The organism is Sulfitobacter sp. W027 (assembly GCF_025143985.1).
Taxonomy (GTDB): Bacteria; Pseudomonadota; Alphaproteobacteria; order Rhodobacterales; family Rhodobacteraceae; genus Sulfitobacter.
This window is the reverse complement of sequence record NZ_CP083564.1, coordinates 1,266,109-1,280,731: the sequence shown is the minus strand read 5'-3', so window position 1 is coordinate 1,280,731 and position 14,623 is coordinate 1,266,109. Positions and strand designations below refer to the sequence as shown.

The 14,623-nt window shown below is 60.6% G+C and carries 11 protein-coding genes; 4 read left to right on the top strand and 7 right to left on the bottom strand.

Going from position 1 to position 14,623, the window contains the following annotated elements; genetic code table 11:
- Window positions 1-46 precede the first annotated feature (46 nt).
- The 4 genes from prfB to K3759_RS06300 all read right to left on the bottom strand — a co-directional run bounded on the left by prfB (window position 47) and on the right by K3759_RS06300 (window position 6,414).
- Window positions 47-1,171 (bottom strand): peptide chain release factor 2, encoded by a 1,125-nt coding sequence (gene prfB / locus K3759_RS06315; RefSeq protein ID WP_259985044.1) that lies wholly within the window; start codon window positions 1,169-1,171, stop codon window positions 47-49.
- A 126-nt stretch (window positions 1,172-1,297) separates the two neighbouring features.
- Window positions 1,298-3,862, bottom strand: a complete 2,565-nt coding sequence (locus K3759_RS06310; protein ID WP_259985042.1) for a penicillin-binding protein 1A — start codon at window positions 3,860-3,862, stop codon at window positions 1,298-1,300.
- A 129-nt stretch (window positions 3,863-3,991) separates the two neighbouring features.
- The gene (locus K3759_RS06305) at window positions 3,992-5,212 is read right to left on the bottom strand and encodes an N-acetylmuramoyl-L-alanine amidase (protein ID WP_259985040.1); all 1,221 of its coding nucleotides are present in this window, start codon (window positions 5,210-5,212) and stop codon (window positions 3,992-3,994) included.
- A gap of 59 nt (window positions 5,213-5,271) precedes the next feature.
- Window positions 5,272-6,414, bottom strand: coding sequence for a pyridoxal phosphate-dependent aminotransferase (locus K3759_RS06300; RefSeq protein ID WP_259985038.1), 1,143 nt, complete (start codon window positions 6,412-6,414; stop codon window positions 5,272-5,274).
- A 96-nt stretch (window positions 6,415-6,510) separates the two neighbouring features.
- On the opposite strand from K3759_RS06300, the gene K3759_RS06295 reads away from it, so the two are divergent.
- Window positions 6,511-7,260: a DsbA family protein gene (locus K3759_RS06295; protein ID WP_259985035.1), complete on the top strand. Its 750-nt coding sequence runs from the start codon at window positions 6,511-6,513 to the stop codon at window positions 7,258-7,260.
- Window positions 7,261-7,295: 35 nt separating this feature from the next.
- The gene (locus K3759_RS06290) at window positions 7,296-7,751 is read left to right on the top strand and encodes a disulfide bond formation protein DsbA (protein WP_259985033.1); all 456 of its coding nucleotides are present in this window, start codon (window positions 7,296-7,298) and stop codon (window positions 7,749-7,751) included.
- Between the two features lie 162 nt (window positions 7,752-7,913).
- On the opposite strand, the gene ispG is transcribed toward K3759_RS06290, so the two are convergent.
- The 3 genes from ispG to hemA form a co-directional block, all read right to left on the bottom strand.
- Window positions 7,914-9,038, bottom strand: a complete 1,125-nt coding sequence (ispG, locus tag K3759_RS06285; protein WP_259985031.1) for a flavodoxin-dependent (E)-4-hydroxy-3-methylbut-2-enyl-diphosphate synthase — start codon at window positions 9,036-9,038, stop codon at window positions 7,914-7,916.
- Between the two features lie 87 nt (window positions 9,039-9,125).
- A complete protein-coding gene (locus K3759_RS06280; RefSeq protein WP_259985029.1) occupies window positions 9,126-10,415 on the bottom strand; it encodes a helix-turn-helix domain-containing protein in 1,290 nt (429 codons plus the stop codon).
- Window positions 10,416-10,536: 121 nt separating this feature from the next.
- The gene (gene hemA / locus K3759_RS06275; RefSeq protein ID WP_259985027.1) at window positions 10,537-11,760 is read right to left on the bottom strand and encodes a 5-aminolevulinate synthase; all 1,224 of its coding nucleotides are present in this window, start codon (window positions 11,758-11,760) and stop codon (window positions 10,537-10,539) included.
- Window positions 11,761-11,983: 223 nt separating this feature from the next.
- Here hemA and K3759_RS06270 point away from each other — a divergent pair, with 223 nt between their 5' ends.
- Together K3759_RS06270 and K3759_RS06265 are read left to right on the top strand one after the other, a co-directional pair.
- Window positions 11,984-13,060, top strand: coding sequence for a sensor histidine kinase (locus K3759_RS06270; protein ID WP_259985025.1), 1,077 nt, complete (start codon window positions 11,984-11,986; stop codon window positions 13,058-13,060).
- Between the two features lie 80 nt (window positions 13,061-13,140).
- Window positions 13,141-14,511 (top strand): M20/M25/M40 family metallo-hydrolase, encoded by a 1,371-nt coding sequence (locus K3759_RS06265; RefSeq protein ID WP_259985023.1) that lies wholly within the window; start codon window positions 13,141-13,143, stop codon window positions 14,509-14,511.
- Window positions 14,512-14,623 lie beyond the last annotated feature (112 nt).

Below are 14,623 nucleotides of genomic sequence, written 5' to 3'. Positions count from 1 at the left end.
TCCCCCTATTGCTACATATTATTCCATGAAAGGGGACGGCACCGGCTCAGTCGCCCTGCGCCTCGGCCCGGCTCTTGCCCGAAACCGCCAGTGCCAGCGTTGCCCCCATCAGACCATCAAGGTCACCGTCGAGCACGCCCTTGGTGTCCGAAGTCTCGTAATTAGTGCGCAGGTCCTTCACCATCTGGTAGGGCTGCAACACATAAGACCGGATCTGATTGCCCCAGCCCGCATCGCCCGCGTTCTCATGCGCTTCGTTGACCAGCGCCGAACGCTTGTCCAACTCCATCTGATAGAGCCGCGATTTCAGCGCTTTCATGGCGATGTCACGGTTTTGGTGCTGCGACTTTTCCGAAGAGGTTACAACGATCCCGGTGGGGTGGTGGGTGATCCGCACCGCCGAGTCGGTAGTGTTCACGTGCTGACCGCCCGCGCCCGACGACCGGTAAGTGTCGATGCGGATGTCCGAGGGGTTCACTTCGATCTCGATATTGTCATCGACCACCGGGTAGACCTTCACGGAAGTAAAGGAGGTGTGCCGCTTGGCCGCCGAGTCAAAGGGCGAGATGCGCACCAGACGGTGCACGCCGCTTTCGGACTTCAGCCACCCATAGGCGTTATGCCCTTCAATCTTATAGGTCGCGGATTTGATCCCCGCCTCTTCGCCCGCACTTTCGGCCTGAAGCTCGACCTTATAGCCTTTCTTCTCGGCCCAGCGGACATACATCCGCGCCAGCATGCTAGCCCAGTCGCAGCTTTCCGTGCCGCCCGCGCCAGAGTTAATTTCGAGGAAGGTGTCGTTGCTGTCAGCCTCGCCGTTCAGCAGCGCTTCGAGTTCCTTCTGCGCGGCGGTCTTAGCGAGGGTTTTCAGCGCGACTTCGGCCTCTTTGATGACCTCTTCGTCGCCTTCCATCTCACCCAGTTCGATCAGCTCGACGTTATCGGCCAGCTCTTGCTTGATGCCTTCATAGGTGTCGATGGCATCCACCAACGACTGCCGTTCGCGCATCAGCTTCTGCGCCGCATCGGGGTTGTCCCAAAGGTTCGGGTCTTCGACTCGGGCGTTGAATTCTTCCAGCCGGTAAGGCGCGGTCTCCACATCCAGTCGCTGGGCCAGCAATTCCAGCGATTTGCTGATCTGGTCCGCGGTATTCTGTGCCTCTGCGCGCATGTGTGCCTGCCTTTGATAAGTAATGCGGCCCCGAAACCGGAGCCGCATGAGAGATAGACCAGCCCGCCAGCGGCGGCAAGTGGGGGGAGGCAAAGCGAGCCTTCGCCCTGCCCCCCCTCGGCCTGATTAGTAAAGACCGCCCGAGCTCAGCGTGCCAAAGCTTGCCTTGGGGCCGACGGTGGCCTTTTTGCCCGTCGATGTGGTGACCTGACGCGACGAGGAAGCAGCAGAGCCGCCGAGTTCCTCGACCAGTGGCAAATCGGCGCCCATGGCAAAGCCGCCGTCGAATGAGATGCCAAAGAGCGGCTCTTCGCCGTCGCGGAAACATTCCGACACGACATTGGCACCCGACGCATTATCGCTCAGCCGCGCGCCGGTGAAACGGTCGATCTTGATAAAGCGGCACTGCTCGGGAACCTTGAAGTCACCGCCACCGTATTTCTTGATCGCTTGACTCATGAAGCTTTGGAACACTGGCGCGCAAAGCCGCCCGCCGCCTGCCCCCCGGCCCATCGGGCGCGGGGTGTCGAAACCAATGTAGCAACCCGCCACAACGTTGGACGAAAAGCCGACGAACCATGCGTCTTTCTCATCGTTGGTGGTGCCGGTCTTGCCCGCGATTGGCACCGGCAGATTGATGGCATTGCGGGCCGTGCCGCGCTCTACCACGCCGCGCATCATTGAGGTCAGCTGATAGGCCGTCACCGGGTCCATCACCCGCTCACGGTTCGAGATGATCCGAGGCGCTGCGCCCGGCGCGAGGTTGATCTGCTCACAGTCGTAGCATTTGCGCTCGTCATGTTTGTAGACGGTTCGGCCATAGCGGTCCTGCACCCGATCCACCAGTGTGGGCTGCACGCGCTCCCCACCATTGGCGAACATCGCATAGGCCGAAACCATTTGATAAAGCGTGGTTTCCTGACTGCCGAGCGCATTGGACAGCAGCGGCGCCAGATCGTCATAGACCCCGAAACGCTCCGCGTAGCTGCCAACCACATCCATCCCGACCTCTTGGGCCAGTCGGATGGTCATCAGGTTGCGCGACTGTTCGATCCCGGTGCGCAGAGGCGTGGGGCCATAGAATTTATGCGAGGCGTTCTGTGGCCGCCAGACGCCCTGCGGTGTGTTTATCTCAATCGGGGCGTCCACCACGATGGTCGCGGGGCTATAGCCACTGTCGAGCGCAGAAGCATAGACGAAGGGCTTAAAGCTCGACCCCGGCTGGCGTTTGGCTTGGGTGGCGCGGTTAAAGACACTCGACTGGTAAGAGAACCCGCCCTGCATCGCGATTACCCGGCCCGTGTGCACGTCCATCGCAACGAAACCGCCCTGCACCTCGGGCACCTGCCGCAGCGTCCAGCGGATAAACGACCCGTCGCTGTCAGCGGTCATACGGCGCACCAAGACCACTTCGCCAACCTCAAGCAAGTCGCCCGCCACCTGCGCCTTTGGCCCCAGCTTGCCGTCGTCCAAGCGCTTGCGCGCCCATTGCACGTCTTTGGCGGGGATCCAGTGACCGTCTTCGTCTTCCTCGACCCCTTCAATGCCGATCCGGGCATCGCTGGCCCCGACCTCAAGCACCACCGCCGGATACCACTGGTTCTCCAGATCAATGTCGCGCGGCACCCGCAGGTCCGCGAGGGCAGCGCGCCATTTCTCTTCGCTGCTCAACTGGTCGGCGGGAATATCAAACCGCGTGCCGCGCCAGATGCCCTGTCCGCGGTCATATTGCTCTAGCTGCTGGCGCAGCGCATTGGCGGCGATGGGCTGCATTTCATTGTCGATGGTCGCACGCACGGTCAGACCACCGGTAAAGAATTCACCCTCGCCGAAGTCTTCGCTCAACTGGCGACGAATTTCGTCGGTGAAATAATCCCGCGGCGGCAGTTCAGCCTTGAAACTCTCGAAATCGCCATTCTGAACCGAGCGTAGCGGCAGCGCCACCTCGGTCTCATATTCTGCCGCGGTGATATAGCCGTTTTCTTTCATCTCGCGCAGCACGAAGTTCCGCCGCGCCAGCAGGCGGTCCTTCCGGCGCACCGGGTGATAATCCGACGGCGCTTTGGGCAGTGAGGCGAGGAAAGCCGCCTCATGCGGGGCCAACTCGCTCAACGTTTTGTTGAAATATGTCTGGCTGGCCGCGGCGACACCATAGGAGTTCTGACCAAGGAAAATCTCGTTGAGATACAACTCAAGGATCTTCTCCTTGCTCAGCGTCTCTTCGATCCGCGTGGCGAGGATGATCTCTTTGATCTTGCGCTCGGCCCGCCGGTCGCCGGAGAGCAGGAAGTTCTTCATCACCTGCTGCGTGATGGTCGACGCGCCGCGCACATCGCGCCCGCGTGATTTCACCGCATCAACCGCCGCCGCACCAATGCCGCGAAGGTCATAGCCTTCGTGGGTGTAGAAGTTCTTGTCTTCCGCTGAAATGAAGGCCTGTTTCACCAGATCGGGAATGGTGTTTGCCGGGGCGAAAAGGCGGCGTTCTTTGGCAAATTCGTCGATCAAACGACCTTGGCCCGAGTAAATCCGGCTGATTGTCGGCGGCGTATATTGCGCCAGCGATTCATGACTGGGCAAATCCCGGCCATACATCCAGAACACCGCCCCGATGGTCAAAGCCACCATGCCGACGCTCAGGGTCAGGGTGGTAAAAATACCCCCCAGAAAGGACAGGACAAATCGAAACACGCGCGCGGACCACCATTGGCTAGGGACAGTTCCGAGCCTATACAGGAAGCACTGGCTCGGGTCAAAACACATGGCCGCCAGCGGGGGGCGAATGTCCGCCCATCGCAGGACCGGCCATATCTCTCTATTTTACTTTCTGATCAAAGGCTTGAGCACTGCATCCTGATCGCGCCAGGTAACAATCGCATCGGCCATCGCACTTACCATAGACGCGCGCCACACCGGATCACGCAAGTTGGTCAAATCCCGCTTGGAACTGAGAAAACCCACCTCGACCAGAACCGACGGAATATCCGCAGACTTCAGGACCGAAAACCCGGCGCGGCGCAGGGGGCGGTTGTTCATCGGCCCGCCCGCTTCGCGCATCCCTTCAACCAAGACCTTGGCCAAGGCGTCCGAGCGTGGCTCGGTCTCTTGGCGCGCAAGATCAAGCAGAATGCCCGCCACTTGATCGTCCGACCCTGTCAGGTCTGCGCCAGCTATAATGTCAGACCGGTCATGCCGCGCGGCAAGATGTTCGGTCGCCACATCGCTCGCATCATCGGAAAGCGTATAGACTGTCGCCCCGCTTGCCCCGCCATGCGAAAGGCTGTCGGCATGAAGCGAGATGAAGAGATCGGCTTCGGCCTGATGGGCAATGGCGACGCGGTGCTCCAACGCGACAAAAAGATCATCGTCACGGGTCAGCAGCACATCCACCCCCTTGCGCCGCAGCGCATCGCGCAGGTCGCGGGCAAAGTTCAGCATCAGGTCTTTTTCATCCAGCCCTTCGCGCTGCGCACCGGGGTCGATGCCGCCATGGCCGGGGTCGAGCACGACAGTAAAGGTGTTTTTGTCGACCGCTGGCGGCTTTGGCGGCGCGGTGAGCGCTGTGGTCCACGCCGGATCAATCGGCACGCCCGCAGCCTTGGCAAAGACCTCGGCATCGACGGATTTCAACGTAATTTCCAGGCGCGCTTTGCCGCTAGCCGTATCCACCGGCATGCCGATTTCCGCAGGCACCATCGGTTCGGCCAGATCGGCGACCAGCCGCGACCAACCGGGTTGAAACGCGCCATAACGCAGGGCCGAAATGCGACCGGGTTTGTCCAGCAAATCGCCGCGAGCCACCTCACTCCAATCCGCCTCGCGGAAGTCGACGATCAACCGGGCGGGGTCATCCAGCAAGAAAACACGGAAAGGCACCCCTTGGCTCAGCGCCACGGTTAGGTCGGTCTTGCCGAACCACCCGTCTTTTACCGTGCTCTCCATCGGATCGACCCGCGCCAATGCGGTCAACTCCTGCGCCGCCCCGGCCACCGGCACTGCACAGGCCAGCGCCATTGCCAGACCCTTTAGAACTGCCCGCATGTCTGATCACCCTGCTCGTTTTGGCTCTTCTACCATTTGCCGCGCGGGCAAACCAGCGTTCAGCGTGCAGCCATGAAAGCTTTGAGCCGGGCGATGCCCTCTTCCATATCCGCCGTGCTGCGCGCGTAGGAAAAGCGCAGCGTCTTATGGCCCCGCGCCGGATCGAAGTCGAGACCGGGGGTCACGGCCACCCCTGCTTTGTCGAGAATTTCCGCCGCAAAGGCACGGCTGTCATCGGTGAAACGCGAAACATCCGCATAGACGTAAAACGCCCCATCGGGCGGGGCGATATCGGTGAAACCGGCGTCCTTCAGCCCGTCGATCATCAGATCCCGATTGCGGCGATAGACCGCAAGATTGGCCTGCAATTCATCATCACAATCCATGGACGCCAGTGCCGCAATCTGGCTGGCATGGGGGGCGCAGATGAACATGTTCTGCGCGATCCGCTCAACCACGCGCACCTGATCTTCGGGCACCACCATCCAACCCACGCGCCACCCGGTCATCGAGAAATACTTGGAGAAGGAGTTGATGACATAGCAGTCGTCGGTGACCTCCAGCGCGGTCACGGCCTTCTTGTCATATTCAATACCGTGGTAAATCTCATCCGAGATGAAGGACATGTCATTGGCGGCACAGGCATCTGTGAGCGCCGAAAGCGCCGGGCGGTCCAGCATGGTGCCCGAAGGGTTGGCAGGTGAGGCTACCAGCAACCCGCGCAGGTCTTGCCCCGCGAAATCCGCCGCCACAGGCTGGTAGCGGTTCTCTGGTGCGGCGGGCAGATCAATTGGCTGCATGCCCAAGGCCCGCAGGATTTGACGGTAACTGGGATAGCCCGGCGCGCCGATGCCGACGCGATCACCGGAATCAAACAACGCGGTGAAGGCCAGCAAAAAACCGCCCGAGGATCCGGGGGTGATCACCACCCGCGCCGGATCAAGGTCAACGTTGTACCACTCGCCATACATCTGCGCGATCCTTGCGCGCAACGCAGGCAAACCAAGCGCCACTGTATAGCCTAACGCCCCTTCGCCCATGGCCTTGGTCAGCGCTTCAGTGGCCGCTTTGGGCGCACCGGTGCCGGGTTGCCCGACCTCCATATGAATGATGTGGCGGCCCGCTTCTTCGGCGGCACTGGCGGCCTGCATCACGTCCATCACGATAAAGGGATCAACGGCAGATCGGGTTGAATTGCGCATGGGCTTGCTCCTACTCTCGGCATGTGCTTTCACCGCGCCTGATGCCGGGCGTCAACCCTTGGCCCCTATTTCGCAGCTTTACCGAAAGGACCGCCCATGTTCGCCCGCCTCGTCGCCCCTGCCTTTGCCAGCGCACTGGCCCTCGCCACCCCCGCCGTGGCCATGGACCTGACCGAGCTCACCGACGCTGAGCGCGCACAGTTCCGCGCCGAAGTCCGCGCCTATCTGATGGAAAACCCCGAGGTGATCCTTCAAGCGGTTGAGCAGATGCAAAACCGTCAGGCCGAAGCGCAGATGCAGGCGGATTTCGATCTGGTCACCGCCAACGCCGATGAGATCTTTGACGACGGCTATTCTTGGGTCGGTGGCAACCCTGATGGGGACATCACGCTGGTCGAATTCCTTGACTACCGCTGCGGCTATTGCAAACGCGCCCATGGCGAAGTGGCCAAGCTGCTAGATACTGATGGCAATATCAAACTTATCGTCAAAGAGTTCCCAATCCTCGGCGATCAGTCCCTGCTCGCTTCACGCTTTGCCGTGGCCACCAAACTGGTCGCGGGGGGCGATGCCTATAAGCAGTTGAACGACGCACTGATGGCCTTCAACGGTGAAGTCTCCCTGCCTGCGCTGCGCCGTTTGGGCGAAAGCTTTGAACTGGATGTCGCGGCGATCGAGGCCAAGATGGACAGCGATGAAGTTACCCAAGAAATCGCCCAGACCCGCGCCTTGGCGCAAAAGCTGCAGATCACCGGCACCCCCACATTCGTCATGCAAGATGAAATGCTGCGCGGTTACCTGCCCTACGATCAAATGATGGCACTGGTGGAAGAAAAACGCGGCTAACGATGCGCGCTCCGGCAGTCATGGCGGCCCTTGCAATGGCCCTGCCTGCCTGGGCCAATGATCTCAGCGCGCTCGGCCCTGCCGCGCGCGCTGCCTTCAATGCCGAAATGCGCGCCGCCATCTTGGCGAATGGCGATATCATAGCAGAGGCTTTGGCAGGGCCACAGCCCGCTCAGTCCGAAATGCGGCAATATATTCAGGATGATCTGACCCTGCTCGAACGCCTTGCCCCCGACCTTCTGGCAGGTCACGCCGTGGCGCTTTTTACCGCAAAGGACTGCGAGACCTGCGCGGCCGCAGTCAGAGATCTGACCGAAATCACAGAGCGTTACGGCCTGTCCTTCATCCAACACGATTTACAGGCGCCCCAATCTGCCCGCTGGGCCGCCGCCCTAGGTCTCGACGCAGCCCCCTTCTATGTGCTGCCCGAATTGATCCTCAACGGCCAGATGCCGCCGGTGGTCCTCGAAAAGCACCTCGCCCCTAATTAACATTAGCAGTCCACGTCAACCCACTGATTACAAGATATCTTCCAACAGAAAACAGAGCGCGCGCCCCTCACGGTTCGCACACCCCCTTCCCATCTTCATCCTTTTAAAAATACCGCAGCGCACCCTGTCCGCCAGCACCCGGCCAGCGGCCCAGCCACCAGCCTATTCCGCCGCCTTCACCGCCTCGGCTTCGATCTGCGCGGCACGTTCTTCAACCTGCTCGACGATATGATCGATCATGCCCTCGTTGCCGAGCTTATGGCTTTGCTTGCCCGCGAGATAAACCATACCGGACCCCGCCCCACCGCCAGTAAAGCCGACGTCGGTCATCAGCGCCTCTCCGGGGCCGTTCACCACACAGCCGATAATCGACAGGCTCATGGGCGTCTTGATATGTTCGAGGCGCTTTTCCAATGCTTCGACGGTTTTGATCACATCAAACCCCTGCCGCGCGCAGGAGGGACAAGAGATGATGTTCACGCCGCGATGGCGCAGGCCGAGGGATTTAAGAATTTCGTAGCCGACTTTCACCTCTTCGACAGGATCGGCAGAGAGTGAAACGCGGATGGTGTCGCCAATGCCGCTCCACAGCAGGTTGCCCAGACCGATGGCCGATTTGATCGTGCCTGACATCAAGCCGCCCGCCTCGGTGATGCCAAGGTGGATGGGGGCGTCGGTAGCATCAGCGAGCTGTTGGTACGCGGCCGCGGCCATGAAAACATCGGACGCTTTGCAGGAAATCTTGAACTCGTGGAAATCGTTGTCCTGCAAGATTTTGATATGATCCAGCCCGCTTTCCACCATCGCATCGGGGCAAGGCTCACCGTATTTCTCAAGCAGGTGCCGCTCCAAAGAGCCAGCGTTCACACCGATGCGGATAGAACAATTGTGGTCCCGCGCGGCTTTGATGACCTCGCGCACACGTTTCTCATCGCCGATGTTGCCCGGGTTGATCCGCAGGCAGGCGGCACCGGCTTCGGCGGCTTCGATCCCGCGTTTGTAGTGAAAATGGATATCCGCGACGATCGGCACAGTTACCTCGGGGACGATCTCACGCAGCGCCTTGGAGGACGCCTCATCCGGAACCGAGATCCGCACGATATCCGCACCTGCATCTGCGGCAGCTTGCACCTGCGCGATGGTCCCAGCCACATCGGTTGTCAGCGTATTGGTCATTGTCTGCACGGTGATCGGCGCATCGCCCCCGACCGGCACATTGCCCACCATGATCTGCCGGGACTTTCGACGCGGAATATCGCGCCAAGGGCGAATGGAATGAAGCGACATGAAGACACCTTTCGCGGGATCAGGGGCTATGGCCCCTACCTATTCAGCCGGGGCCTCATGTGCAATGGGAAGCGAAGACCCGCGCGCTTAGCTGCCCTGACAGGGCATTGACGCCAGCGCGGAAGGGTCAAGCGAACCTTCAAGATCGGCAAACATCCGGCTGAGGGACTGCTCTGCCTTCGGATCAACCGGCTGATACAGCTCGGCCAGCGCCTGCGCATGAAGCGGGACGTTGGATGTGACAGCGCCGCGTGGTCCGACGGGGCCAAAGCACCCATCCGCCATGGCGAAATAAAGCGCACCGGATTCGCCTGTGCGCAGGGTTGGCGGCTCTTCGGTGACGGGGATATCCCATGTGTCGCCCTTGTTCATCACGCCTTCGAAAATCACCGTGCCATCAGCCGCACGCACCCGCACCCAAGAGGGATAGGCCGCGACCATACGCACCTTGTCGCCCAAGGGCTCAACCACCTGCGGTTTGGGCAGGCCAGTGTCGGCATTGGCAAGCATCAGGGCTTCGTCGATGGCGTCATTGATCGTGCCAGCCTCGGCCACGGCGGTGCTTTGCTCTGCCGTGTCGGGGCGGTCAGGGGTCGGGAAATTGCTGACGGAGCGTGGATCAATGGAGGCAATGGGCGCATCCCGCGCGACCAACACCGGCACGTCCAAGGCCTGTGGACGATAGAGCCGGTCAAGCGCATCGGCGCGAGGGCTCTCAACGCTTTGCGGCGCAGCGGAATCATCTTCCGTGTCGGGCGCGCGAGCCAGCGCACCATCCAGCGGATCAAGGTCGGACAGAACGATCGGGGTCTGGTCCACCGGAGCCACCTGCACACGCTGCACCTCTTTCAGCACGGTCCAGCCGCCAAAGCCGATGGCAGAGATCAGCGCGACCAACACCAGCGAGGAGCCGACGGCACCCGGCTCAATCCGGCTAAGCAGACCATCGCCGGTGGGCACGAAGGGCGTGTTAGGCCGGGCGAAAAGGTCGGCTTCTTTCGGGGACTTACGGCGTTCTTCAAAGCTCGGCTTTTTGACCACCGAGGCTTCAGCCGACATACCGTGGGCGACAGAGAAACCGGATTCTTTGCAGAATGCAGAGAAGGCCTGATCGGGGTCCATATTGAGGTAGCGCGCGTAGGAGCGCACGTAGCCCGCAATGAAACCGGGGGTGTCGAACGCACCCGGATCGCAATTCTCAATGGCCGCAATGTAGGAGGCTTTGATGCGCAGTTCGCGCTGGACGTCGAGCAGGGATTTTCCGAGCGTGGCACGTTCGCCGCGCATGACATCCCCCAACCGCAATTCGAATGCATCGAACCCTTTGGGTTCGACTGTTTCGTCCTCAGCGGTTCTGGAGGCCCATCGCCCGATCATCAATATGCCCTGTCCCTGTTATGCCTGTAGCCTTGATCCAAAAACGCCCCAACGATTCGGATGTAGCCTTTTCTTGACAAAAGACTACCACAAGACAACGCAAAACACGAATAGCGCTGCGTTATCCTGCAGCTTCGGCACGATTTAGCGCACAATGTGACCAGAGCTTGTCCATACCACGGACAAGCGCGTCCATTTCTTTGGGTCCATGCACTGGCGAGGGGGTAAAGCGCAGCCGTTCGGTGCCGCGCGGCACGGTCGGGAAGTTAATCGGCTGGACATAGATGCCGTGATCTTCCAGCAGCATGTCCGACAAAAGCTTGGTATGCACCGGGTTGCCGACCATCACAGGCACGATATGGCTGCCGTGGTCGATGATCGGCAGGCCGAGACCTTTGAGACGCAGTTTCAGCGCCTTAGCTTGCTGCTGGTGCTTTTCGCGCAGTTCCGGCGCACGTTTGAGATAGGCGACAGAGGCCGCTGCGCCAGCCGCCACCGCAGGCGGCAGCGAGGTGGTAAAAATAAAACCCGGCGCATAGGAGCGGATCGCATCGCACATCTTGGCAGAGGCCGCGATATAGCCGCCCATCACGCCGTAGGCCTTAGCCAGCGTGCCGTTGATGATATCGAGCCGGTGCATCAAGCGATCACGCTCAGCCACCCCTGCCCCGCGTGGGCCATACATGCCCACCGCGTGCACTTCGTCGATATAGGTCAGCGCGCCGAATTCATCCGCCAGATCGCAGATTTCCTCGATCGGGCCGAAGTCGCCGTCCATCGAATAGATCGATTCAAAAGCAATAAGCTTGGGCGCGGCAGGATCGTCGGCTTCCATCAATTCGCGCAGATGTTCGAGGTCATTGTGGCGGAAGATGCGTTTGGCCCCGCCATTGCGACGCACCCCTTCGATCATGGAGGCGTGGTTCAGCGCGTCGGAATAGATGATCAGGCCGGGAAAGAGCTTGGGCAGCGTGGAAAGCGTGGCGTCATTGGCGATATAGGCCGAGGTGAACAGCAGCGCCGCTTCCTTGCCATGCAGATCGGCCAGTTCAGCCTCAAGCTTCTTGTGATAAACGGTCGTGCCCGAGATGTTGCGCGTGCCGCCAGAGCCTGCGCCAGTTGCGCGCAACGCCTCTTCCATCGCCTCGATCACCACCGGGTTCTGCCCCATGCCGAGGTAGTCATTCCCGCACCAAACCGTGATGTCCTGCTGGCTGCCGTCGGGCTTGGTCCAGACCGCATGGGGGAATTGTCCATTGCGACGCTCAATGTCGATAAAGGTCCGGTAGCGTCCTTCGTCATGCAGGCGCGCAATCGCCGCGTCGAGCTTCTCGTTATAGTCCATGCGCGTCTCCATCTTCTTGGCGCGAACAGGAGGCGGCCCCTCCATATTCAGCTTTTAGAATGGTTACAGATTTGAGACCAAAGCTTCAATCTTTTATCGGGCGGCCCCTGCGGGGCGAACTGTCGCAGGCAAGGGCGCGGTTCCGGTGGCTATTTGCGATTGTTTGCTTGTCTTTTCGGGCGCTTTCATGTCTTCAAGAGCAAACCCAGAAAGGGCTATTGTTTTGCGCGCCAATCCCCACCCCCAGCAGGACCAGCGCCTTCGGACGCTCTATGGTTATGACATTCTCGACACCCCGCGCGAGAGGGAGTTTGACGAGATCGTTGAGCTTGCAGCAGAGATCTGCGACGCGCCGATTTCGGTCATTAACCTGATCGACAAGGACCGTCAGTGGTTCAAGGCCGAGGTCGGGCTGGGCGCGCGGGAAACGCCGCTTGATACGTCACTTTGCTCTCATGCGATATTGGAAGACCCCTTTGTCGAGATTCCGGACACTTTGAATGACCCGCGCACGGCGGACAATCCGCTTTGCATCGCGGGCGACGGGATACGTTTTTACGCGGGCGCCCTGCTGCTGGCGCCCGATGGGCTGCCCCTTGGCACGCTGTGCATCCTCGACAACAAGCCGCGCAAGCTGACAGCATTGCAACGCAAGACTGTCGCCGTTCTGGCCCGGCAGGTGATGAAACAGCTTGATCTTCGCCTTGCCCTGCGCCGGCAGGAAGTACTGATGAGCGAAGCCGATCACCGCGTCAAAAATTCGCTTCAGACGCTGTCGGCAATGGTTCGGCTGCACGCCCGGCAGCTGGATGACAAGGCCACGGTCGATGTCCTTGATGGCATCCAACGCCGCGTCAATGCCATGGCAACGCTGCACGGAGAGCTGCAATCCGGCGGCGGGCAGGATGAGGTCGCTGCAGACAAATACCTCGACAAGGTCGTGGGGCTTTTACAGGAAACCGCACCGAACCATATCAAGATCAGCCATGTTACGGATCACGCCACATTGCGCTCCAACACCGCTTCCTCTTTGGGCCTCATCATCAGTGAGTTCGCCGCCAATTCGATAAAACATGGCTTTCCCGACGCCGCCCCCGGCCATATTGAAATCGGCCTGACCCTGCGCGAGGGGCGGTTCAATCTGGACTGCAAAGACAACGGCATAGGCTCAAAAAACGGGGGCAAGCGGCGGCCCGACAGCATTGGCCAGACCTTGATGGCGGCGGCAGCGTCGCAGTTAGATGCACAGGTCGATCACCGTCTGACGCCCGAGGGCAGCCGCCTCTCGCTCACTTTCTAGCGCCCGCCCCGCGGCCACTGGACATGCCCTGCCCGCCTGATACCTTCGCGCCAAACTGACAAGCGCAAGGAATTCAAGCCATGTCCCTCGACGATGTTCTCGCCCGGATCGACGACGATCTGCCCGCTGCCACCGACCGCTTGCTAGAGCTGCTGCGCATCCCGTCGATCTCAACCGATCCGGCCTTTAAGGCCGACTGCGACCGAGCCGCCGATTGGCTGGTGGCGGACCTTAAATCTATGGGTGTGGAGGCCGAAAAACGCGCCACCCCGGGCCATCCGATGGTTGTGGGCCATGTGGGCGAAGGCAAACCGCATCTGCTGTTCTACGGCCACTATGATGTGCAACCGGTCGATCCGCTGAACCTCTGGGACCGTGATCCTTTCGACCCTGCCGTTGAGGACACCGACAAGGGCCGCGTGATCCGGGGCCGTGGGGCTGCCGACGATAAGGGGCAGTTGATGACCATCCTTGAAGCCCTGCGCGCATGGAAAGAGGTGAAGGGCGACTGGCCCTGCCGCATCACCTTCTTCCTTGAAGGCGAAGAGGAATCCGGCTCGCCGTCGCTTGTCCCCTTCATGGAGGAGAACGCCGAGGAGTTGAAAGCCGATGTGGCGATGATCTGCGATACGGGGCTGTTCGAATCCAAGACACCCGCCATCGTCACCATGCTGCGCGGACTTCTGGGCGAAGAACTCACCGTCACTGCCCCCTCCAAAGATCTGCATTCGGGCATGTACGGCGGCATTTCGATGAACCCGATCCGCGCGCTCAGCAAAGTGATCGCGTCGCTGCATGACGACGAAGGCCGCATCACCATCCCCGGCTTTTATGACGGCGTGCCGGACTTGCCCGAGGATCTCGAAGCGCAGTGGCAGGGGCTGGCCTTTGACCATGCTGCCTTTCTTGGCGATGTGGGCCTCAGCAAACCCGCGGGCGAGCAGGACCGCACGCCCCTAGAGATGATCTGGTCGCGCCCCACCTGTGAGGTAAACGGCATCTGGGGTGGCTATACCGGCGACGGCTTCAAGACGGTTCTGCCGTCAGAGGCACACGCTAAGATCAGCTTCCGACTTGTCGGCACCCAAGACCCACTCGCCATCCGCGAAAACTTCCGCAAGATGGTGACCGAGATGCTGCCCGAGGATTGCACGGTGGCGTTCTCAGGCCATGGCGCCAGTCAAGCTTCGGGCGTGGAGATTGACCATCCGATGTTCGAACCCGCCCGCCAGGCGCTCAGCACCGAATGGCAGGTGCCTGCGGCCTATATCGGCTGTGGCGGCTCGATTCCGATTGCGGGGCACTTTCAAAAGATTCTCGGCACCGAGCCGATGTTGATCGGGTTCGGCAAAGACGACGACCAGATCCATTCCCCGAATGAGAAATACGACATGGAGAGCTTTCACAAAGGCATCCGGTCTTGGGCGCGGATCATTGATGCGCTGACCTGACCCTACCGGCGATCGGGCCTGCCCGGTCGCCAATAGGCCACCTCGGACAATGCCAAACCCCGACGCACATCGCCGCTGCGACCGCTGTGGTCCCAGTGTATGTCTGATGTGG